This window comes from Aliidiomarina sp., from assembly GCF_022565475.1.
In the GTDB taxonomy this organism is placed as follows: domain Bacteria; phylum Pseudomonadota; class Gammaproteobacteria; order Enterobacterales; family Alteromonadaceae; genus Aliidiomarina.
The window spans coordinates 243,286-264,967 of sequence record NZ_JAIUMR010000003.1 but is presented as its reverse complement, the minus strand read 5'-3'; the positions used below and the strand labels follow the sequence as shown (position 1 = coordinate 264,967).

15 protein-coding genes are annotated in these 21,682 nt (G+C 48.1%); 7 read left to right on the top strand and 8 right to left on the bottom strand.

From position 1 onward, the window contains the following. Positions 1 to 41: 41 nt before the first annotated feature. The 5 genes from LAT77_RS04545 to LAT77_RS04525 all read right to left on the bottom strand — a co-directional run bounded on the left by LAT77_RS04545 (position 42) and on the right by LAT77_RS04525 (position 6,911). The gene (locus LAT77_RS04545) at positions 42 to 2,762 is read right to left on the bottom strand and encodes a TonB-dependent receptor (protein ID WP_290563366.1); all 2,721 of its coding nucleotides are present in this window, start codon (positions 2,760 to 2,762) and stop codon (positions 42 to 44) included. 237 nt (positions 2,763 to 2,999) lie between these two features. Further along, positions 3,000 to 4,151: a metallophosphoesterase gene (locus LAT77_RS04540; RefSeq protein ID WP_290563365.1), complete on the bottom strand. Its 1,152-nt coding sequence runs from the start codon at positions 4,149 to 4,151 to the stop codon at positions 3,000 to 3,002. Between the two features lie 208 nt (positions 4,152 to 4,359). After that, positions 4,360 to 5,010: an SCO family protein gene (locus LAT77_RS04535; RefSeq protein ID WP_290563364.1), complete on the bottom strand. Its 651-nt coding sequence runs from the start codon at positions 5,008 to 5,010 to the stop codon at positions 4,360 to 4,362. A gap of 3 nt (positions 5,011 to 5,013) precedes the next feature. Further along, entirely contained in the window at positions 5,014 to 5,754 is a 741-nt protein-coding gene (locus LAT77_RS04530; protein ID WP_290563363.1) for a formylglycine-generating enzyme family protein, read from the bottom strand. After that, positions 5,754 to 6,911 (bottom strand): multicopper oxidase domain-containing protein, encoded by a 1,158-nt coding sequence (locus LAT77_RS04525; RefSeq protein WP_290563362.1) that lies wholly within the window; start codon positions 6,909 to 6,911, stop codon positions 5,754 to 5,756. Before LAT77_RS04525 ends, LAT77_RS04530 begins: the two co-directional genes overlap by 1 nt. Before the next feature lie 285 nt (positions 6,912 to 7,196). Here LAT77_RS04525 and LAT77_RS04520 point away from each other — a divergent pair, with 285 nt between their 5' ends. The 5 genes from LAT77_RS04520 (at position 7,197) to LAT77_RS04500 (ending at position 14,594) form a co-directional block, all read left to right on the top strand. After that, entirely contained in the window at positions 7,197 to 7,829 is a 633-nt protein-coding gene (locus LAT77_RS04520) for a glutathione peroxidase (protein ID WP_290563361.1), read from the top strand. Between the two features lie 171 nt (positions 7,830 to 8,000). Further along, positions 8,001 to 9,212: an EAL and HDOD domain-containing protein gene (locus LAT77_RS04515; protein WP_290563360.1), complete on the top strand. Its 1,212-nt coding sequence runs from the start codon at positions 8,001 to 8,003 to the stop codon at positions 9,210 to 9,212. A 75-nt stretch (positions 9,213 to 9,287) separates the two neighbouring features. Continuing rightward, positions 9,288 to 9,989: a class I SAM-dependent methyltransferase gene (locus LAT77_RS04510; protein ID WP_290563359.1), complete on the top strand. Its 702-nt coding sequence runs from the start codon at positions 9,288 to 9,290 to the stop codon at positions 9,987 to 9,989. 146 nt (positions 9,990 to 10,135) lie between these two features. Continuing rightward, on the top strand, positions 10,136 to 12,385 hold the full coding sequence (locus LAT77_RS04505; protein WP_290563358.1) for a cytochrome c3 family protein: 2,250 nt from the start codon (positions 10,136 to 10,138) through the stop codon (positions 12,383 to 12,385). A 10-nt stretch (positions 12,386 to 12,395) separates the two neighbouring features. Beyond that, the gene (locus LAT77_RS04500; protein WP_290563357.1) at positions 12,396 to 14,594 is read left to right on the top strand and encodes a sulfatase-like hydrolase/transferase; all 2,199 of its coding nucleotides are present in this window, start codon (positions 12,396 to 12,398) and stop codon (positions 14,592 to 14,594) included. Positions 14,595 to 14,658: 64 nt separating this feature from the next. On the opposite strand, the gene LAT77_RS04495 is transcribed toward LAT77_RS04500, so the two are convergent. The 3 genes from LAT77_RS04495 to LAT77_RS04485 all read right to left on the bottom strand — a co-directional run bounded on the left by LAT77_RS04495 (position 14,659) and on the right by LAT77_RS04485 (position 19,108). Beyond that, positions 14,659 to 16,908, bottom strand: a complete 2,250-nt coding sequence (locus tag LAT77_RS04495; protein WP_290563356.1) for a bifunctional diguanylate cyclase/phosphodiesterase — start codon at positions 16,906 to 16,908, stop codon at positions 14,659 to 14,661. Between the two features lie 100 nt (positions 16,909 to 17,008). Next, positions 17,009 to 17,866: a 23S rRNA pseudouridine(2604) synthase RluF gene (gene rluF / locus LAT77_RS04490; RefSeq protein ID WP_290563355.1), complete on the bottom strand. Its 858-nt coding sequence runs from the start codon at positions 17,864 to 17,866 to the stop codon at positions 17,009 to 17,011. A gap of 114 nt (positions 17,867 to 17,980) precedes the next feature. Then, positions 17,981 to 19,108 carry a GGDEF domain-containing protein gene (locus tag LAT77_RS04485; RefSeq protein ID WP_290563354.1) on the bottom strand — a complete coding sequence of 376 codons (1,128 nt, stop codon included), beginning with the start codon at positions 19,106 to 19,108 and terminating at the stop codon, positions 17,981 to 17,983. 304 nt (positions 19,109 to 19,412) lie between these two features. Between LAT77_RS04485 and LAT77_RS04480 the strand changes: the two genes are divergently transcribed. Both LAT77_RS04480 and LAT77_RS04475 read left to right on the top strand, forming a co-directional pair. Further along, a complete protein-coding gene (locus LAT77_RS04480; protein WP_290563353.1) occupies positions 19,413 to 21,146 on the top strand; it encodes a Na/Pi cotransporter family protein in 1,734 nt (577 codons plus the stop codon). Between the two features lie 3 nt (positions 21,147 to 21,149). After that, positions 21,150 to 21,617, top strand: a complete 468-nt coding sequence (locus LAT77_RS04475; RefSeq protein WP_290563352.1) for an EVE domain-containing protein — start codon at positions 21,150 to 21,152, stop codon at positions 21,615 to 21,617. Positions 21,618 to 21,682 lie beyond the last annotated feature (65 nt).

Here is a 21,682-nt window from a genome sequence, read left to right as displayed (position 1 = left end):
CCCCTTTCGGGGTCGACTACATGTACTCACGTGCGTTCAGATTAGAAGCGATATTGGTACGATAACGTATAGGTTCTGCCAATCACGTTATAGCCATTGTTACGCAAAAAGAACGGTACGCTGTTACGACTCGGGTGCCCCGGTGCAAACTCCGGCGGCATTTCGTCGAACAAGTTATTGATACCGGCCGTTAAGCGATGGCTGCTGTTAAAGCGATAGCTGGTATTCACATTCACGCGATTGAAGGTTCCGAGCTTACTAGTCACAGGCGTAAGCTGGCCGTCAATATTCCACGAATGTACACCTTCACCAGTGCCTAAATAGTAATAGGCGACGTTCGACGTCCATTTGCCCATCCGCCAGCGCAACGAAATGTCGCCTTTCCATTTCTGCAGATAGTTCTCTTCCGTTTCTTCGACACGGCGGCTATCTTCAAAGGCTTGATATTGCTTTTTCAGCGTCCGAGAGACTCGAGTCCGTAAGCGGAAATCACCATATGACTCTGTATTCCAGGTGTAACTGAGGTCGGCATCGAGGCCCCGCGAAGCTTCATAGGCACTATTGATTGTGCCACGACGTACGCAGAACACGTCGGCATAATCCTGATCGGCCGGCTGCTGCATGATGTAACCAAGGTTCGTCAGCTCATTACAGTTGCTCGCCACATTCGTCCGATCATAGTAAGGGTCGGCCAAAATGCGACTGACACTCTCGGTATAGACTGCTCCACGCAACGAGATATGCCAAAAATCAATCATCCCGTTAAAGTTGTCACCAACCTGGAACACCGTACCTAAGTTAAAGAATTTTCCGCGCTCTTCCCGCAAATCTGTGTTTCCTGCTGAAATGGATTCAAAGCGATCCGGTTCAGCTGGATGGCTCGGGTCGACGTGGAAGGTCGTACTGCTGAATGAGCGGCTTAAGCCAGCATACAAACGGTGCATGTCCGGAGCACGGAAACTACGACCGGCGTTACCACGAAATAGTAGGCTGTCATTCGGGCGATAAATCAGACCCAACTGCGGCGTGAACGCGCCGTTGACCGCCGATTCGTCGTCATAATAGTCGTATCGTGTAGCAATGCTAGCATCAAGATATTGCCCGCTTACGCTAGCAACAATCGGAATAGCAAGCTCACCAGCTATAGCGTAGCGTTTGCGCGCACCTTCCCCTTGTGTGCCGCCTTGACCAAGTAGGTTGCCGCTTAAAGTATTGTCATCTTTGACGTCGGAATACCATTCTCGGTTCCACTCGCCTGAAAGAGCAAACTGAACTGGTCCAGTGTTGAGGTCAAACAAATCACCACTCAGTACCGCTAGGAACTGGTTCAAACCTGAGTCGGCGTCTGTGAGCGTTTCGGCATACAAACGCTCAACTTGCTCAGGCGTCATGAGATCCATTGGATACCACTTGTCTGGATTGGCCGAGTCCGCTGGATCAAAACTCACAACATTCAGTAACTCGTCCGCTAACAATTGGTTGCGCCCACGGCGGAAGAACGTTGCTTTACCATACGACCAAGTAAAGTCGAATTCATACTGGCCGATGCTGCGCCCAAAACTTAATGACTGGGTGAAATTTTGCTGTTCACCGGTGTAATTTCGTAGTTGGCCATAATCGACGAGCCGGCGACGCAAGCGGAATTCAACCGCGTCTTCAAAGTCTGACGAATCATAGCTGTAATTCCCTGGATTATTGCGGTCCATGAAAATGTCTGGACTAATCCCTTTCTCCGAATTCGCGCGCGTCGAAGTACGATCCGAGGCTTGTACTAACCAGTTGATGTCCCAACCTGAGTCCAATTCAGCATGATGATTCATGACAATATTGAATTCTTTTTTACCGGTCGCTAAACCCGGCGTGGTTAAGGTATCAAATCGACATTGGGTACTGCTGACCGAGCGGTCATACCACAGGGCAAATTCGCCAAGGACGTCATGACATTCTTGTTCAGTTGGTCGAACATCGACAGCGCTATGATAAAAGCGCTGTCGATCTTGGAAACGCAGCGACGTGCTACTGCCGATATTGTTGCCATCGACACCCCAGCGATTGGTAAAGTCTCGGTCGCCTTGGCGCAGTAGTTGATCAAATGCAAAATCTAAAACAAATAGTGTTTGTCCAAGGCTCGAATTAATGCCGGTCGTGAATGACGCGCGTTGACGATCTCGCCCACCTTCATGAGTTTTTTCACCTCGTAAATTCAGTGCGCTGCCTTCAAAGCGACGCTTCAAGATGATATTCACAACCCCGCCTACGGCGTCGGAACCGTAAATTGCAGACGCCCCACCGCTGAGAATTTCGATCCGCTCAATTGCACTGCTTGGAAATGTGGAAATATCGACGAAAGTTGTCGAGCCACCGGTCGCCGTTGGATATTGTGGAATCCGCTTTCCGTTGACTAAAACCAAGGTACGGTTGGCGCCCATTCCGCGTAAGTTGATCGTATGCGCACCTTGCGTCCAACTTGTTTCGTTTCCTTCAATGGTTCGTCCGGCGTTACCGACCGATGCTTGTAGTAAATCTTCAATCGATGTGTAACCGCTGTTAGCCAAGTCTTCCGCGGTAATTACCGTTACGGGTGCAACACCCTCCATATCCGTTCGACGAATTCGAGAACCGGTCACTTCAATGCGTTCGACTGTTTCTTCGGCCTGTGCTGGGTTCTGTCCGGACTCGACTTCTTGCGCTGCTGCGACATGCAGCGTACTCACTGCCAAAACCATAGAAATTGCGCTGGCAACTAACGTTGGTTTGTTCATGATTTTCCACCTTGTTTTTCTTTGTTTTTCTTTGTTTTTATTTCTAGAAGCTGTCAGTCGCCGAATACGACGTGCTCCACAGTCGTTGTTCAAACGTTTGTACATCACCGAACCAATCGTTTAATCATGCCTGCCCTTACAACTTGACAGAGCTCACTTGCAAATCAACGACGCCAAGCTCTGTTCGTCATCTTGTTATTCTCTTTTTAATCTCTTTCGATTTTAACTTGCTGATTTTTAATGCGATTCAATCCAATCCGGAATTACCATTCGCGTCCCATCCAGGGTACCTAATGTGAATTCCCCGTCCTCCCAGAACAAAATTTCACCGCTTTGGCCACGTTTTATGTCGGAATCGACATTAATCACTCGTCCGTCCCAGTGTTGAAACACGCCAGGAAAACTTGTATGGCCAACAACAATATGGCCAACGCTTAAAGACTTAAGTAAGTGATCGATTTGTTCAGAGGTGATGGGATCCCGGTCACGAAAATAACCGCGATACCACAGCGGACCCATGCTGCCATAAATAAAGTCGAGAACTGGTGTTTCCATCAGAACGCGCCGAGGCACACCAAGTGAGGCTCGATAATGCTCATTGATTTCGGCAATGCTTAAACCAAGCTCTTCATAGTCCGGATGAAGACCTCCATGCATGAATAAGATGTTATTCACTTTGACAATGACCGGCCGGGAATGCAGCCAAGCACCTAACACTGTGTCGGTGCCATAAAGCTCAGGAAAGCGCTTTTCAAGGCGTTCAGCGACATGGTGGTATTTGTCATTGAGGTAGCGTAAGTCGTCGTAAAGCACCATAGTTTCATGGTTACCGAGCAACATGTGCACGCGTCCACCGGCAGCTTGCGCCTGTTTATCGAGCTGATATAACAACCACAGTGCTTCTGTTTGCTGTGGGCCACGGTCGAAAACATCACCTGCAATCACCAAATGCCCATCGCCAAAGTTCCAATCCCAAGTATCAGTAATCAAATGATTGGCTTGTAAAAGGCCAAGTAGAATCTCGAATTGGCCATGTATATCTGAGAGTGCCGCCACTTTATTGGCGCTAAAGCGCACTTGCGGCAATACCTCTGCCGGCGGTCCAGCGCTGATTGGTTTGCGGTAACCACACTCAACCGGAATTAATTCCGACACAGGCTGGCGACGCTCGATGACTTGGTCAGCACAAACCCAGTAGAGGTCAAGAAGCGTGTAATTATCCCGATAAAATGCATAAGGACCGTCATCGGCCGCCTTCATCTCAGCGGTCGCAGGTGTATTTAAGTTCGCTCGCCAGTGGCTATTTACATCAGCTGTATCCGATTGCGTACAACCAGCAATAAAACCAGATAGTCCGACAACGAGTAGCATCCATTTCAATTTCTTCATGCGTTTCCTCTGCTCCGTTTAATCATGAAGTCGAGGATGACAAGGAATCACGAAAAGGCAAAGTGAGGGCATGTCTGATTAATGTCTTTTCAATATCTTTTTACATTATCTGACTGTTTTTAAATGATTATTTCGATAGTATGCGAGGGTGAAGCCCGGTTACCTCTAATGTTAATTTGGAAATGCCGGGCTTTATTTCATCAACAACTTACAGGTCTCGTACAACCTGCGCGACCTTCTCGTGGAGGCGGCTTAAACCTTCGTGTCGATATACTAATTCGCCTTCTGCATTAAGCACGCCAATCACGTTACTGTGGTCGTAACCGCCATTGGGGTTTTGTCGATATCGAATGCCCATTAACGCAGCCCAAGTGCGAATATCACTCGCACTGCCCGTCACGAAATGCCAACCGTCTTTATTGGCGCGTTGTTGCTCAGCAAATTCAGCTAAGCGCTCTGGAGTATCATTTTCATGGTCAAAGCTAACCACCAATACTTGGGTGTTGGCCGCGGCGTCGCCAAGTTGTTGTTCGACACGACGAATATCCTGCACCAGCACAGGGCAAGCTGTGTTGCAGCTGGCGTAAATCATGGTGACAATCACCGGCTTGCCACGCAAGTCAGTCAGTTCTACCGTTTCGTTATGCTGATTCACCCAGCTTAGCTCAGTTTGGTAAAGCGACTCATTTGTCAACGGAGCTGCCGCAGCGAGTGCTTCACCATGATGCTGATGGTGGCCGTGTTGGTGGTGTCGATGGCTATGGTCTTGAGCATGAGCTAATGCCATAGGTGCTGTCAGCAAGAATGACGCTATGAGTGCCCTGCTCAAATGGTTTAATCGCAAGCCGTTCTTCATCATCGGTTACTCCTCAGGATATGCGCAACGAAAACCCAAAGTGCTCGTTGTAGTGACTGGGGTATAGTTGCTGCGCGATTGATAACGCAGAAATGTTGCGTAATGAGCTGCATCGAAGTTTGCTAGCATCCGCGCTGTGTCACCACACGAACCACCACCAAAGTCGATTTTTTCGCCATTACTTAACAAGAGTTGATAGTCTTCGAGCCATTCGTTGACCTGTCCGAGCAAACCAAGCATGGCCTCATTGTCCTCGGCCCGGGATATAAACGGCGTTTGCGTATACCAAGCAAACACTTCGCGAGCATAGTCATCATCGTTGAGGTTTGCTTGTTGACGTTGAACGCTGAGCGCATATTCCCATTGCTCTAACGTCGGAAGTGAGCCGCCATCTGCTTCACAATAGGCTCGAGCAGCAAACCAGGACACCTGTGTCACCGGCGCTGTTTCAGCTGAACCGGGTTCTACCGCGGATAGCCAGTTTGTGAGATAGCCGCCATCATGAAAAATGCGTGGCGTGCGATCACGCTGCCATTCAGGGTGTTTGCGCACAAAATCAGCAAACTCATTGCGCGTGACCGGTTGTACATCAAGACGAAATGCATCGACCCAGACTCGGCTGATTTCTTGGTCGAGTATAACCGGTGAGACAAACTCACCGGCAGGGATCACCACCTGACTCGACATCGCGGGTAATGCGGTCACAAGCAGACCGCATAATGCCAATGAACGAGCGCGTTTGATCATCAGTTACTGTCCTTAGGTGTGGCAATTAATGCGCCAGCAGCACCACGCTCAGCGTCGGCAAACTCATGATCCACCAGTTTGTAAACGCCTGATTCAGGTACAATAAACTCCATAACCGCGCTGTTACTCGCTCCAAGCAGCACTGTTTGCATGCCTCGCCATTCGTTTTCGACATTGCCCTCGTACCAGACTCGATCAAAAATTCCACCAATCACGTGGAAACTTGAGGTATCGCTTGGTCCCGCATTGAGGAAATACAAACGGACGCGATCCCCGGCTTTCGCACGCAGTGGCTCATCAATGAGTGCTGACACATGACCATTAAATGTCACATGGCTAGGATTCCGATTCATCGCTGCTTGATGGTCGTAAATGTACTCATCACCTACTTTTTCTAAATAAAACTCAGACTGGACTATCACATATTCATGGTCGACTAAATGATCTGTCGGATAGCCACCTTTTGGCGACACAACCACGGCCCCATATTGGCCCATAGCCGTATGCATCAAAACGCTTGGTGTACCGCAGTGATACATGTATACACCTGGGTAGTTCGCGACCCATTCAAAGCGAATAGTCTCACCCGGCGCAATGGTTCGCCATTTATCGTCGGCCGCGACTGTCCCGCTATGAAAGTCCATAGAGTGTGGCATGGGGCTGACCGCAGGTTGATGCTTTTGGTAAGGGTTCGCGGCGAGTTGTTGGAAGTATGGTGCTCCACCGCGCAATGGATCCGTGACTACGACCGGCTCATCCGAACGGTTTTTCATGGTAAAGACGACACGATCACCTTCGCGAACATGTAAAGTCGGGCCAGGGACTGAACCGCCGTAGGTCCATGCATTAAAATTGACTCCTGGCGCTACTTCGACTTTCTGGGCGAAGGTATCTAAGCGAACTTCATGCACACGATTCCCGGTATACTCGAGCGGAGCAAGATGCGGCAACGCGCTCATGGTGTCTCCAATGACTGGTGCGCTGTCATATTGTTCACGAAAGACTTCAGCTTCTGCCAAGCCAAAGATCATGCCGTCAATTGAGAACTCACCATCTTTCATTGGTAATGTTGAATTGAGCGTAGGCGACTGAGCGCAAGCGGTTAAACCAAGGGCTAGTGCAAATGCCGAAAGCTGCATGAACGTCTTCTTACTCATAGGATGTTCCTTACTCAAGTGTGAAATAATGTCGCAGTGACGACATTGTAAGTGAACGAGCAGATACAAAAATATTGAGCTGAAAAGGTAATCCAACAGGGTGAACGCTGAAGGGAGGATGGTTACTCACTCCGACATGGAAGAGGTACTTGTGATTACCGAGCGGCCGAAGGTAATACCTAATAAAAAACAGTGGTCGAAAATTAAATATTGTGTGAATTACTGATCTATTTCGTCGGACTCCGTCTATTATATAGGTAGTCGTTATCTTTGAGGTTATTGAACATGAACAAAGTCAATCGAATCGAAATTACGATGCGCGTTAGTGCTGCGATTTTGCTCTACGTTGGCACGCTTGCTTTGCCGCAACTGTCTGTGTCTGCAAATGATCTCAACGACAATGCCGGCGAACAAATTTTTTCGAAGAGTGCGAATGGCTGCCTTGCTCCACTCGATACTTCTCTGCGCGCCTTACATTCGAACAGCGAACACGATTTGTGTGAACTGAGTAAAGGCAAAGTGGTGATGGTCGTCAATACCGCCAGCCAATGCGGCTACACGGGTCAATTTGAAGATTTGGAAACCATTTATCGTGAGTACCAAGAGCAAGGCCTCGTCATTCTTGGTTTCCCGTCAGACAGTTTCCGCCAAGAGTATGCCGATGAAGAAGCAACTGCCGAAGTTTGTTTCCGCAACTTCGGTGTCACGTTTCCGATGATGGCAACGACTAAGGTAACGGGTGAGGAAGCGAATAGCGTGTTTCAAGCACTGACGAATGCGACCGAGCAAGCGCCTCGTTGGAATTTTCACAAGTACGTGATTTCAGCCGATGGTACACAGGTGCGCAGCTTTGCCAGTCCTGTAAAACCCACTGATGAAAGTATCACGCAAACCATCGAATCATTTTTGCAGCAGTAACCCCCCCAGAAGTAGTACTTTTAGCCCGCTTGGCGTTTGAGCCTTGCGGGCTTTGTTGTTTGTGTTTACATTAGGGCAACGATTTGACATGCCGACATCGAATTATGACGATGTCACACGGACCTAAAGCATGCACAAAAAAACATGGAGTACGTATGAGATTTTTCGCCAATGATTGATCATCAATTGTTCGCCGCTCAGCCTATTTATGATCGTGAACAGCGCATTTTTGCCTACGAATTACTTTACCGCAGTGACTCCGGCTTGAACGCACTTGATGTCGGTGAAGAAATTGCAACCAGCGAGCTTATTTATAATTTATGCACTGGCATTGCCGAGCATGTAGAGCATTTTCAATATCCGGTCTGTATCAATGTCACCGCAGACTTCCTATTGTCGAAGGCTTTTTTACCGATTGACCCTCAGTTTGTGATTATCGAACTGGTTGAACGAATTACGCCAACTCCTGAACTTATTCAAGCCATCGAATCGTGGATACAAGCCGGCTTTCGTTTTGCCCTTGACGATTTCGAGTTTCTGCCGAGTTGGGAGCCACTCTTGCAATTAGCAAGTATTGTCAAAGTTGACGTCGAAAAGACCACGCTAACCGAGGCCAGTCAGTTTTTTCGTACGATTCACACTCCCAATACCTTATGGCTAGCCGAAAAAATTGAAGACCAACACACCTATCAAAGCTTCAAAAACTTGGGGTTTCACCTGTTTCAAGGCTACTATTTGGCCAAGCCTAAACTCGTTACCGGCAGGCGATTGCCTCGAACCGCCATTGAGTTTGGTCGGATTATTGATGTGCTTTTTCAGCCCGAGCCCGACTTAGAACGTCTAACTGCTGCTCTCAAAACCGATGCCACACTTGTCTCTAAGTTGCTCCGAATTGCCAATAGTCCCTACTACGGCGCGTCGCGTCCGATTGAAACTGTGAAAGAAATTATAATCTTGATTGGTATCGAGCCACTCCGAAAATGGGTGCTTTTAATTTCGTGCTTACAGTTTGTCGATACAGCGCACACTCGAATTATTCTCGAGCGCGCTTTTATGTGCTCAGATTTAGCCCATGCGCATTTAGATAAAGAAAGTGCTAATCGAGCCTTCTTAACCGGCCTTCTGTCAGGCTGTGATCTGTTATTCAACGTCGACAAAGGTGACTTCCTCGCCGAATTAAATGTCGCTGTGGAAATTAAAGAAGCGGTTTTGCAGTACCGTGGCCGTTTGGGGTCATTGCTGCGGCGTATTGAAGAGTTTGAATACGCGACGCTGATGAAAAAGCCTGACAATTACAATGTTTCCTACACACGAAGCTATCAATCAGCGACCACCCAAGTTCAATCGCTCATACGCACCTTAAACGCAAAACGAAAAGAATAAACAAGACGAAAAGGTTATTTGTCGACCTCCGCGTTCCAGCTTAAGCTTATTAGAGCTATTTCTGGGAGCTTGAACATGCAAAAGACTATTCTCCAATACCAAGTGGGCGCAACAACCGTTGAGCTAGAAAGCCGTCCAGGTGTTTTTGCCCCCAGCGCCCACGGTTTATATTTTGCTCGCACGATTCAATTCCAGCCCCATACACAAGTCTTAGATATTGGCACCGGTTCAGGAATTTTAGCCGTGACAGCAGCATTACAGGGTGCCCAAGTCACAGCAACCGACGTGGTGGAAGCATCGCTCGAATTGACCACGGCCAACGCCATCCGCAATGGTGTTGAGGTTCAGACCCGACAAGGACCTTTTTTTACCGGTGTAACCGGTACCTTTGATCAGATCGTTGCCAATCTCCCACAAGAAATTGTGCTCTCGGACGATACGCCGGTAAACCCTGACGAAGCGATTGCAATTGATGGTGGGGAGAGGGGGAATCATTTAGTCATCGCCTTACTTGAACAAGCGCCAAAGTACATGCACAGTAAATCTGAGCTCTGGCTTCCCTTGCATACACTGAGTGATTACCAAGACACGCTGCGCGCTGCACTCAGCCACTTTAATGTTCGTATTCACGCCATTGGCGATCTGCCGGTCAAGCCATTCGTGACCAAACACCTTGATATTTACAAGCAACTGAGTGAACAAGGTGTCATCCGTATTTTTCAGCGTGACGAACAATGGTTTTCCCAAGTCTGGGTGATTGCTCTCAGTCTGCGTTGAGTTTATTTCATTGACACTATTCTCTTTGTTCGCTATATCTTTGTTATGGTTATTTTTTAACCTCGCCAAGGATGTTCATAATCGCTATTTAATTATGAGTTGTCGCCTCAAGATTGTTCATTCGATGAAGGGATGCAACACAGCTCATGTTCAAAGCTCGTTGGCTATGTTTAGCCATTGTTGTGCTCACGATTATTGGCATATCCACTCAGCACTCTCTATCGAGTCGCGATGATGCTCAGTTGGCGACGCTTCAGTCGCATTCAGAATGGGTAAACGAACAGACCTGTCAGCAATGCCATCAAGCTGAGTTTGATCATTGGCAGGGTTCTCATCACCACCTCGCGATGCTCAAGCCAACTGCCCGATCGGTCCGCGGCGCCTTCAGTGATATCACATACAACTCGTCCTCAGAGTCATTTCGCTTTTACCAACGTGAGCAAGATTATTTTGTTAGCGTCCAGAATAACGCAAATGAAAGTAACGAGTTTTCCATCGCTTATACCTTCGGTTGGGAGCCTCTGCAACAATACCTTGTGGATAACGGTGATGGCAGTTTACAAGCCTTACCGATTGGTTGGGACACGGAGCAAAAGCGTTGGTTTGAGCTTAATCTAGGGTTAAATATCGAGCCATCAAATCCATTGCATTGGCAACGGTCCGCGCAAAATGCAACGTTACAATGCGTCGAATGCCACACGAGTGGATACCAAGTCCAGTACACACCGGCAACGAAAACCTATCAAGCACAGTGGCAGTCATTAGGCGTTGGCTGTCAAGCCTGTCATGGACCTGCAGGCGGTCACCTGGCTTGGGCAGAGCAACCAACGAGTGAACCACAAAAGGGCTTTCTGACGTCACTTCGCGCGGGGGGTGGGAAACAAGTCGACACGTGCGCCCAATGCCATAGCCGACGCTCCCCTCTTGGCCCACAGGAGCCTTCTACAGACTTTCATGATCACTATCTACTCAGCCTATTAACGGCTGATTTATATGAAGTTGACGGTAAAATCAAAGACGAAGTCTTCGAGTACGGCTCTTTTATTCAAAGTCGTATGTATCAAAAAGGAGTCGTCTGTAGTGACTGCCATAATCCCCATTCAGGCGATTTAAAAGCGCCGGGGAATGGAGTGTGCCTGCAATGCCATAATCCCGCAACGAATCCTCCACGCGACGACTTCGATAGTAGCGGTTTGCTTGCCGTAAATTATCAGAGTGCACAGCATCACTTTCATCCTGAAGGCACGAGCGGCGCTCAGTGCAGCAGTTGTCACATGCCGAGCAAAGTCTATATGGGTAACGATGCCCGTCATGACCACAGCTTTAGCATTCCGAATCCCGAACAAGCGCTTGCATTAGGTCACTCAGACGCATGTCTCAGCTGTCACGTCGATGACGATCCATCCGTGCTCGTGCAAGCCTTTAAACAGCGTTATCCCAACTTTGAACCCGCCGATGGTGGGTTTGCTGAAGCACTTTTTCGAGCGCGGCACGGCCAACCAAATGCCGTGGACACGCTCTTGTTGCAGCTGCAACGGACCGATCTGCCGCCGATTCGCTACGCTGCTTTACTCGCAGAGTCTCAGCACTATCCGGCAGAGCCGCTAGTTGAAAAGGTAACTGCTGCCCTTGAGCACACGAGCCCTATCGTACGGCGAACCGCATTAGATGTTTCTGCGAGCTTTCTAGGCCCACTCCAATTGCAAGCTCTGCTGCAGCGAATGCTGAATGATTCAAGCCGGTCCGTGCGTATGGTTGCGAGCGAGACTGCCATTGAAAATGCGTTGCAATCTGGACAAAACATCGCCCAAGACACACTCGCTGAATTCAAGCAGGTTCAAACCGAGTTGCAGGGACGACCGGAGGCGCACTTCAGCCTGGCTGGATTCTATCAAGCCACACAGCAACTCGACTTTGTCACCGCGAGTATTGACCAAGCCCTTTCGATTGAACCCGGCTTTAGCCCTGCGATTGTCGCTAAAGCACAGGCGTATGAAACACAATCTATCGAATTGAGCACACACTACCTTGAGGAACAGGTCGAAATGTGGCCTGACGATGCCGATTTGCAGTTCGCTTTATCCTTGTCGAGGATTCGTGCTGGATCCTTGCCCCAGGGTATCGAAGCCTTACAGCAAGCTGTCGCACTTGCACCGGATAACGACTATTACGCCTACGTTTTAGCTGTCGCTTGGTATAACGTTGGTTATATCGAGCTTGCGCAGCAGTTACTTCGCACGCAATTGACTAAAAATCCGCAAAATCGGCAGTTGCGGATTACCTTAATGGATTTTCTCGACGATGAAGCCGAAAAGCAATTCTTACTGCAAACACTTCAGCTTCAAAACCCATACGACCCGCTCATCCTAGGTCGAAATCACAACAATTTACCCTAAAGGGCATGCTATGAAACAGTTAAGATTCATTTCTATTTGTACTTGTATGCTCGCTCTCGCTGGCTGTAACTGGGGATCGAGCTCAAGCAACGACTATGTCATTAACCCACCTCAACCTCCGGTGGTGGTTGAACAACCGCCTAACATTCTCTTTATCGTCGTCGACGATGCCGGCATGGATCAGTTTGAGGCCTTCGGTTACGGCGGTATCGAGCCGCCGAAAACTTACAGTATCAATGCTATTGCTGAACAAGGTGTGCGTTTTCGCAATACTTGGTCGATGCCAACCTGCTCACCAACTCGCACGACCTATTTTGATGGTCGTTATCCATCGCGCAATAACGTACTTAATGCTGTCGTCTCGAACACCTTGGCGACGTCACAAATGTCGCCCTATCGTGCGACTTTACCGAAAGTATTACGCGAGCATGCTGGGTATAAAAGTGCATTAATCGGTAAAATGCATTTAACCGGCAGTGAAATTAACCCGCGAAACCATCCACTAGGCGATGACGCCATGCGTGAATTGGGTTGGGATTTCTTTGCCGGTTATTTAGATGGCGCGCCCTATCCCATTGATACGACCGCAGGGGGTGTAGGGCCGATTGGTACCTACCAATGCGGTTTTGTGCCGAATACACGCGCAAACGAAGCGGTTGGAGCGGATTACGGCGTGTGTTACCTCGCCGATGGTGAGCATATCATCATGAACGATGATGAGGCGTTCCGGACACCAGGGAAAACCTGTATTGAGCTGGGCGGCATCCTTGATCCACTCGCCGCCGAATACGACCCTGAACGCTTTGAGGAATTGCGATTTGATCATCAGAACGGTTTTTACACCGCCGAATGGAAAATTAACTACCCAGATGGTACCAACGAAACGCTAACTGCGGCCGATCCGCGTGGACGCGGCTACCGCACCGTTCAGGAAGCAAATCGAGCCATCGAGTGGATTCAAGGCGCGCAACAAGACGATGCGCCGTGGATGTTGAGCCTTGGGTTTGCCGCACTGCATGAACCTTTACAGCCACCACCCGTCAACCTGCTACCAAACCCAGACGCTGATCTCAGTCTTGCGGGCTGCGGTGACCGGATGGAGTTCATTGAGCAACGCGTGATCATGCAACACAAGTTCGAAGCGATTGATCATGAAATCGGGCGTATTCTCGAAGAGACCGGCATTGCTATCCGTCAAAATGACGGCAGTTTAGAATACAATCCTGAGAGCAATACCGTCATCGTCTTTACCACCGATAACGGCACCTATATGCCCAGCGTAAAAATCCCATTCGACCCACTGCGCGCCAAAGGCTCACTGTATCAGACCGGGATTTGGGTGCCGCTCATCGTCACCGGTGATCTTGTTGCCTCGCCCAATCGCGACGTTCCACATTTAATTAACAGCACTGACTTATACCGGCTCTTCCTCGATATTGCGGGTCTCGATAGTGAGGTATTAAGCGCGGAACTTCGCCTTGATGGACAACCCGTCATGCCTTATTTGGTAGCGCCGGAGCAAAGTTCCATTCGCGACTATAATTTCTCAGAACTCGGTACTAACGACACTGTGGCAGCTGCTCCGCCCTGTGTCATTGCGCAAGCCAACCTATGTATACAGCTATTTCCGCAACGCCAAGTTTGTGAAGACCAAGGCGGCGAGTGGTATGGTCCGGGAAGTGACTACAACCCCGATGGCTTTAGTTCATGCTGCGCGGTGAACAGCTACTTCGCTCAGCAGGGCTTGCCAACCACTGAGTTATTCCCTGATTCGCAGCAAGCCATTCGAGACGCCAACTTTAAACTCCTGCAAATCAATCGTTTAAGTTGTGACACACAACAACTCGTAGCGATTGAGGAGTTCTATGAAATTAACGAAAGTCCGCACGCGGATGAACTTAAACTCGATCGTGAAGAATACAATTTACTTGCCTCTGGAAGCGAAGGCGATTTAACCGACTTACAACGAGAGCGCCTGCACTGGCTTCGTGAAAAGCTCGCCGAACTGAAAGATTCAGTGATCGATTGCCCTGGCGACGGAGACGGTAACCTTATTGTTGATCAGGTGGATTTGGACAATTGGGAATACTGGGCGGACCCAGAACGTGGAGGCGGTCTCTCGAGCTGGTATGACTTAAACCGCGATGGTGTGACGGATGAGGCCGATAGAGAAATTATTCTTGCCAATATGGGAAATCAATGTGGATAACGTTTAGGCGTATTCACTTTCATTTATGCGTAAAACAATCCGGCGGTGGTTAACCTCTGTTTAATCATCGTCGTGTTGAGCGCTCATTGTTGCGTACAAAAGCCACAAAGTCAGTAAAACTCAGTGGCACGGAAAAGAGGTAACCTTGGAAGTACTTACAACCCATCTCCCGCAAAAACTCATATTGACGAATTTCTTCAACGCCCTCAGCAATAACTTCCATACCGATTTCCCGAGCGAAAGCAAAAACGAGACGAGCGATGGCTGCGTCGTGACTGTTGTGCAGGATATCACGCACAAAACGTAGATCGAGTTTAATCTCTTGAATAGGGAGTGACTTTAAATAAGACAATGACGAATAACCGGTACCAAAATCATCTAACGAGAAACTTACCCCTATTTTGCGCAGTGCATGCATACAGCTTTCCACTGCTTTGGTATCTTTGATCATTGAGCTTTCGGTTAACTCAATCCGCAAACGCTCTGGCTTGATCTCTGCGTCACCTAATATGTCTTCGACTTCACTCGCGAAGCGCGTGTCACACATTTGTTCCGCGCTTACATTAACCGCGACAGGAAAGCGAAAGCCTTTTTCTTCGAATTCGTGAATTGCCTGACAGGCTTTTTGCAAAACCAAGCGCCCGATAGGAATAATGAGTCGGCTTTCTTCGCAGAACTCGATGAACTCGGTCGGCGAAAGTAGCCCGCGTGTCGGATGTTGCCAACGCACTAAGGCTTCGACGCCGATAACCTGATGACTAACATTTAGCTGAGGCTGAAAAAATAACTCAAATTGATCTTCTTCAATCGCTTCGCGCAGTTCATCATAAAGTTTCGCTTTAGCGATGGCGTTGTCAGAAATATCTGACGTGTAATATTCAATCAGATTTCTGCCATTCGACTTCGCTGAGTACATGGCGAGCTCGCTATATTTGAGCAAGCTTTGCGGCGTCCGCGTATTTTCGGAATCCGCACAAGCCACACCAATACTTCCAGAACCATGGTAAACATAGTTTTCAATCCGATAAGGCGTGCTCAGTAATTCGTGAATACTGTTAATGCGTTGTTCAAAATTCGCTACATTGCTCGCCTTATCAAATAACGCCACAACAAACTGGTCTCCGACCAAACGCGCTACAAGATCGCATTCGGTTAATGTACTGACGATTCGTTTCGCAGTCTCAACCAACACCCAATCACCAAAGTCACGACCAAGGCTATCATTGCTACGCTTAAAATGGTCGAGGTCGATAAACAAGACCATGCAAGCGTTTTGTTGTGATTCAAGCGTGATTAATTGCCGTTCGAGATCGAGAACAAACTTGACCCGGTTGGGTAGACCTGTTTGCTCATCAAAATAAGCGAGGCGCTCAACTTTCTGTTCAGTTTGTCGCCGCGCTAACGTGCCTGCGATGAGGTTTGCAACCAGTTTCAACGACTCGATAATATGCGCCTGCTGAAACACTCTACGGCTTTGGTGCTGAATAACTAAACCACCAAAAAACTCGTCACTATGCCGAACACGAATCGCAAATGTCGGAAATTCAGCCGGCGGCGATGCGCCCGCTCTGCGACCAGAGAGCAGGCAAGTTTCGCGTTCTTGCTGGACGAGCTCGAGAAAAATCGGCGCTGGTAACTTTATGTGGAACTTAATCGACTGAAAATTAAAAAACGAACGGATTTCAGCAAGTGCTTGATCAATCGTAGTCTCGACATTTGCGGTCGGCACATTAATAAACCGAACCGCCAATTCGGCAACCAACTCGCGCAATCGAAATGACCCATCTGCATGCTTTCTTCGAATCGCACTGCCGATGAGTTCACCGACCACCTGCAGCAAATCAACTTGCTCAGGCGACCACGCATGCGTGGTTTGCGTGAGATCAATACCAAACATACCGAGTAATGAATCCTCACCCGGAAGTGGAACCATGATTAAGGCTTTAATTCCTTGAGACTCCAGCAGTTGGCGTTCTGGGCTATGGGAGTCTAAGCGGCTGACATCATCAACAGGAATGGGCTCCCCTGCTTGCCAAGCGCTAATCCAACCGACATACATGTCCATCGGTAGGTTTTTCATGTCTTCGATAACCGGTGGGATTCCTTCGGCACACCACTCAAATGTGTTATCCGCGAATTTCAAATTTTCACTAAATTCAAAAATATAGCTTCGGTCGGCCTTAAAGTATGAACCTATCGCTTCAAGGGCAAAGTCGATGGTGGCATCAATATCCTGAACTTTAGCTGCAACAAAGCGCGCAGAAATGCGCGCTATCAACTTTGAAAAGGATAAACGTTGCTCCGCCACCGGCATAGGAACAATGAGCCTCCATCTTTGTATGTGGTTCAGCTATACGAATAACCACACAATGACACAGGTTTTATAAAATATGCAAGATGAAGATGAACGATGATCAACGAACTTTCTTTGCTTTCGGAATTCGTTTCTTTGCTCTTTCCCATGTCTTTTCGTCAATTTTTCGACGTGGCGGCAATTTTTTATCATGGCTGGGTTTCGGTTTGCGGCGAATAGCCGCAACGTCCGGCTGAGAACTCGAGTCGGCGACAGCATTTAAGAGAATATTCAACTCTTTCTCGGTTAAATCTCGCCACTCGCCCGGCGCAAGCTTACCCAATTCAATATTCATAATCCGCACACGCTCGAGCTTTCTCACACTGTATTCAAAGTGCTCACACATGCGGCGAATTTGTCGGTTTAATCCTTGTACCAGAATAATTTTAAAAACAAAGTTCGACAGCTTTTCCACGCGGCAACGCTTGGTGACCGTACCGAGAATCGGAACGCCGTTGCGCATGCCTTGAATAAAAGCTGCGGTGATAGGTTTATCCACGGTCACAATATATTCTTTTTCATGATTATTGCCGGCGCGCAGAATTTTATTGACGAGGTCGCCGTTACTGGTCAGAAAAAGTAGCCCTTGGGAGTCCTTATCCAGCCGGCCAATCGGGAAAATACGCTTTTCATGACTAATGAAGTCAACCAGGTTGGCTGGCTCAGCTGAGTCTGTCGTACTGACAATCCCGACAGGTTTATTTAACGCGATAAAGACGAAACCATCTTTGTTTTGTGTTTCCACTCGCTTGCCGTTGACACGCACATCATCGTTGGCGCTCACCTTTTGTCCGACTTCCGCTACCTTTCCGTTAATCGTCACTGCGCCTTGTTCAATCAAACGATCCGCTTCGCGACGCGAACACATGCCACTGTCACTGACAAATTTGTTTAACCGAATTTCCGACTTTGTATTCATGAAGTTTCCCGACCAATGGACATTTTACAGCACTGTGTTTACTCGCGGAGTTTACCGCAGGTAATTGAGAAAACAATCCACATCAACCCGCGTGGGTAAGAATGTCAACCTAGGTCATCGTCCTTTATCGACATAGAGCCCCTGATCGGCTTGTCGGATCAAGGATTCTAAGTGATGGCTCGGACCTGCCGTGCCAGTGGATATTTCTATTGTTAAGTTCGTGTCTGCCACCTTGAGTTTTGCCGCAGCAACGGCTTGACGAATCCGTTGAGCACATGATTGCGTATCACGTACTGAACTATCCGGTAGCATCACAAGGAATTCATCTCCCCCACTGCGCACGGCAATGTCATGACTACGTATTGTGTCACGAATAGCATTGGCAATCGCCTGTATGGCCTGATCACCAACCGCATGGCCATAAGTGTCGTTGATTGACTTAAAGCGATCGATATCGATGGCAATGACTGACAACTGCTTCGCGTTGAGCAGATCAATATTCAGCATTTTTTGTTGTTGCTCAGCAAGCACCCGGCGATTGTAAAGCCCTGTCAGTGGATCGGTAATCGCATCAAACTCGCGCGCCTCCGCAATTGCCAAAATGTAATAGGAGTAGATCCCCGCGAGCATGGCTACAAAACCAACATTTTGCCCAATCACAAAAACCAAGTGGTAAAGTTCACTGTTGCGGAAATACAGGTCGGTCAATAGCACCAGCGAGTAGCTCCCACCCATGATGCCAAGCGAAATAGCAAAGATCCGCTGACGTAGATTGGTTAAACGACTAGCACGTAGAAATAACACGAGTGCAATCAAAAGCACTGCGATCATATTGCTGTACAGCAGTCCTCTTGCCCAATACAAATTAATGACCTGCTGAAAATTCAATTCGCTCGACAAGACCACCGCGATTCCCAACGAATGCAACCAAGCAAATTTTAGCTGTAAGACAAATCTGGGATTCCCCCGAAAACAAAGCACTGCAGCTAACAAAGCATGACAACTTAAAGTAACCAAAGCGACATTGGCAGCACCCCCCATGAACGCACCGATGACGGTCGTCATCGTAAGCGTATAAAAGAAGACCGCAGTGGCTAAACTGGAAAGTAAATAGAACCAAACAAAATTCTTTAAGGCGACTCGTTGCGCTAGTTTTTCAGGCTTCGGTAAGTAACTTAAATAGATCGCACAGGTTAAACTGATCAGGACACTTAATAGCGATAAGTAAATTCCTTGAGACATACTCTTAACCTACCTTTCCATCGTAATGCTGTTTATTAATTAAACAAACTAACCAGTTTTTAACTCAATTGCAATTCGTGTTTAAATGCTCATGGAGCTTTAACTTATTGTTTCATTGAAAGAAAGCGTGTCGATTTGGTTTCTTTTCAATTTCCCCCCAGTAAATCCTTTTTCTCATCAAACAATCAAGGATATAATGCACTTTTATTACATCAACTGACTACGATCTCAGTGCGGCAGTCCGGCGAAGTGTTCAGCATTAACAACGTCAACTGTTTAACGCTGAATCCAACAGAAGACGCCTATGTCCTATTCATTATTTGATTTTCTACAGTTAATCGGCTCGTTGGGTATTTTCATCTTTGGTATGAAAATCTTCAGTGAAGGCCTACAGAAAATTGCCGGTAGTAAACTCAAAGGCATTCTTAGCGGTATGACCCGCAACCGCGCGACCGGCGTTGTAACCGGCTTCGCGACCACTGCAATTACGCAATCGTCCACCACAACAACCGTCATGGCCGTAAGCTTTGTTAACGCTGGCTTGCTGACCTTTGTGCAGTCGACCGGGGTGATCATGGGTGCCAACATTGGTACGACGATCACGGCCTGGATGGTGGCCCTCTTCGGATTCAAAGTCCAAATTACCCCGATAGCTCTGGCAATTATCGGGGTATTTTTTGCCTTCTTGTTTTCCGGTAACAGCCGTCTAAGAAATATTGCCGAAGCCATGGTCGGTTTCGGTATTCTGTTTATCGGATTAGAGTTCATTAAAGGTGCCGTGCCGGACATTAACACGAATCCTGAAATGTTCGCCTTCCTCGACAGTTTCACTGATTACGGTTATCTGTCACTGCTGCTGTTTGTTGTCGTCGGAACGATCTTAACACTGTTAACCCAATCGTCCTCAGCCGCGACTGCGATTACCCTCGTTATGCTCGTGGAGGGATGGATCTCATTCCCCATCGCGGCTGCCATGATTTTAGGTGAAAACATTGGTACAACAGTAACAGCTAACCTTGCCGCATTGGTGGGTAACGTCCATGCCAAAAGGGCCGCTAGGTTCCATTTCTTCTTTAACGTCATTGGCGTGCTGTGGATGCTCGCGCTAATTTACCCGTTCCTACATGCAATGGATTGGGCAATTCAAGTCGCGACGGGTTCCGACATTACCGTAATGTCCGGAGCGGTTGAATCACGTGAGAATGGGGCGCTGGCGTTGTCCTTATTCCATACGTCCTTTAACGTACTCAACGTCCTGTTGCTTTTCGCTTTTGTACCGATGATCGTTCGCTTCGTCGAGTACATTCAGCCCGATCGCGGTGGTCAGGACGATGAATACCATTTGCGCTATATCAGTGCTGGTGTCATGACATCACCCGGTTTATCGGTCGATCAAGCACACAAAGAGATTCAACAATTTACCGACGTCATTGACAAAATGCATGAAACCGTCAATGAACTCATGTTTACACCCGATGCGGACAAAACCAAGTTACTCGAGAAAGTGCAGAAGTTCGAAGAGCTCACGGACGAAATGGAAATTGAGATTTCCGATTACTTGGTCCGCATCAGTGAGAACACGACACTTGAGCATTGGTTAACTGAACGTATTCGCTTCATGCAAACGATGGTCAACGACCTTGAGCGTGTTGCCGATATTTTCTATCAGATTTCCCGTCTCACTGAACGCATGGGTGAAGTCAAAGAAAACTGGCCGGAAAGCGCAACATCGGAAATGTCAGCCATGATGGATGCAATTAAGAACGCAATCCAAACCATGAAGCGCAATGCTGCTCGGGAGCCGGATGACGTTAAACTCGACGAAGCGATCGCTGCTGAGAACGAAGTAGACCGGATTCGAGATGAGTGTCGTGACAATCACTACACTCGCCTTGAAAAAGGTGAGTATGCAACGCGCTCTGGTGTTGTGTTCATCGATATCCTCAATCGTTTGGAGCGGATTGGTGACCACATTCTTAACGTCAACGAGTCCGCTGCAGGTCGTCGCCTGAAGGCCATGCGGATCGACGGTGAGTAAACTGTGGCCTATTGGTTAATGAAGACCGAGCCGGATGAGTGCAGCATTGATGATTTTGCTGCCGATCCGGCCAGCACGATTCGCTGGGACGGTGTACGTAATTACCAAGCACGTAATTTTATTCGTGACATGGTGGTTGGCGATGAAGTTTTTATTTACCATTCAAGTTGCAAACAAATAGGTATTGCTGGGGTTGTCAAAGTGGCAGCCTCAGCCTACCCCGACCCTTCTCAATTCGATCCTAGCTCACCTTACTGGGATGCAAAAAGTACCCCAAGAAACCCGCGCTGGGATGCGGTCGACTTGCGCTTCGTGACAAAATTTAAGACTGTCCTCAGCTTAGAGCAATTGAAAAAGCTTCCTGATTTAATCGACAACCCACTCGTTCGCAAGGGTAATCGCTTATCCGTCATCCCCTTTTCTGAAAGCGAATGGCAAGCGGTACTGAAGACCAGCAACAACATTGAGTAAATCACGCACGAACCTATCGCTCCGACGTTCATCCTCATTTCTACTTCGCTTTGCCGCAAAATAAG

What these genes read in the sequence shown, in the direction of transcription:
- rluF (WP_290563355.1), bottom strand. Translation starts at nt 17,866, where the DNA reads ATGAATACAAAGTCGGAAATTCGGTTAAACAAATTTGTCAGTGACAGT.
- LAT77_RS04515 (WP_290563360.1), top strand. Translation starts at nt 8,001, where the DNA reads ATGATTGATCATCAATTGTTCGCCGCTCAGCCTATTTATGATCGTGAA.
- LAT77_RS04545 (WP_290563366.1), bottom strand. Translation starts at nt 2,762, where the DNA reads ATGAACAAACCAACGTTAGTTGCCAGCGCAATTTCTATGGTTTTGGCA.
- LAT77_RS04510 (WP_290563359.1), top strand. Translation starts at nt 9,288, where the DNA reads ATGCAAAAGACTATTCTCCAATACCAAGTGGGCGCAACAACCGTTGAG.
- LAT77_RS04480 (WP_290563353.1), top strand. Translation starts at nt 19,413, where the DNA reads ATGTCCTATTCATTATTTGATTTTCTACAGTTAATCGGCTCGTTGGGT.
- LAT77_RS04520 (WP_290563361.1), top strand. Translation starts at nt 7,197, where the DNA reads ATGAACAAAGTCAATCGAATCGAAATTACGATGCGCGTTAGTGCTGCG.
- LAT77_RS04530 (WP_290563363.1), bottom strand. Translation starts at nt 5,754, where the DNA reads ATGATCAAACGCGCTCGTTCATTGGCATTATGCGGTCTGCTTGTGACC.
- LAT77_RS04495 (WP_290563356.1), bottom strand. Translation starts at nt 16,908, where the DNA reads ATGCCGGTGGCGGAGCAACGTTTATCCTTTTCAAAGTTGATAGCGCGC.
- LAT77_RS04525 (WP_290563362.1), bottom strand. Translation starts at nt 6,911, where the DNA reads ATGAGTAAGAAGACGTTCATGCAGCTTTCGGCATTTGCACTAGCCCTT.
- LAT77_RS04540 (WP_290563365.1), bottom strand. Translation starts at nt 4,151, where the DNA reads ATGAAGAAATTGAAATGGATGCTACTCGTTGTCGGACTATCTGGTTTT.
- LAT77_RS04500 (WP_290563357.1), top strand. Translation starts at nt 12,396, where the DNA reads ATGAAACAGTTAAGATTCATTTCTATTTGTACTTGTATGCTCGCTCTC.
- LAT77_RS04485 (WP_290563354.1), bottom strand. Translation starts at nt 19,108, where the DNA reads ATGTCTCAAGGAATTTACTTATCGCTATTAAGTGTCCTGATCAGTTTA.
- LAT77_RS04535 (WP_290563364.1), bottom strand. Translation starts at nt 5,010, where the DNA reads ATGATGAAGAACGGCTTGCGATTAAACCATTTGAGCAGGGCACTCATA.
- LAT77_RS04505 (WP_290563358.1), top strand. Translation starts at nt 10,136, where the DNA reads ATGTTCAAAGCTCGTTGGCTATGTTTAGCCATTGTTGTGCTCACGATT.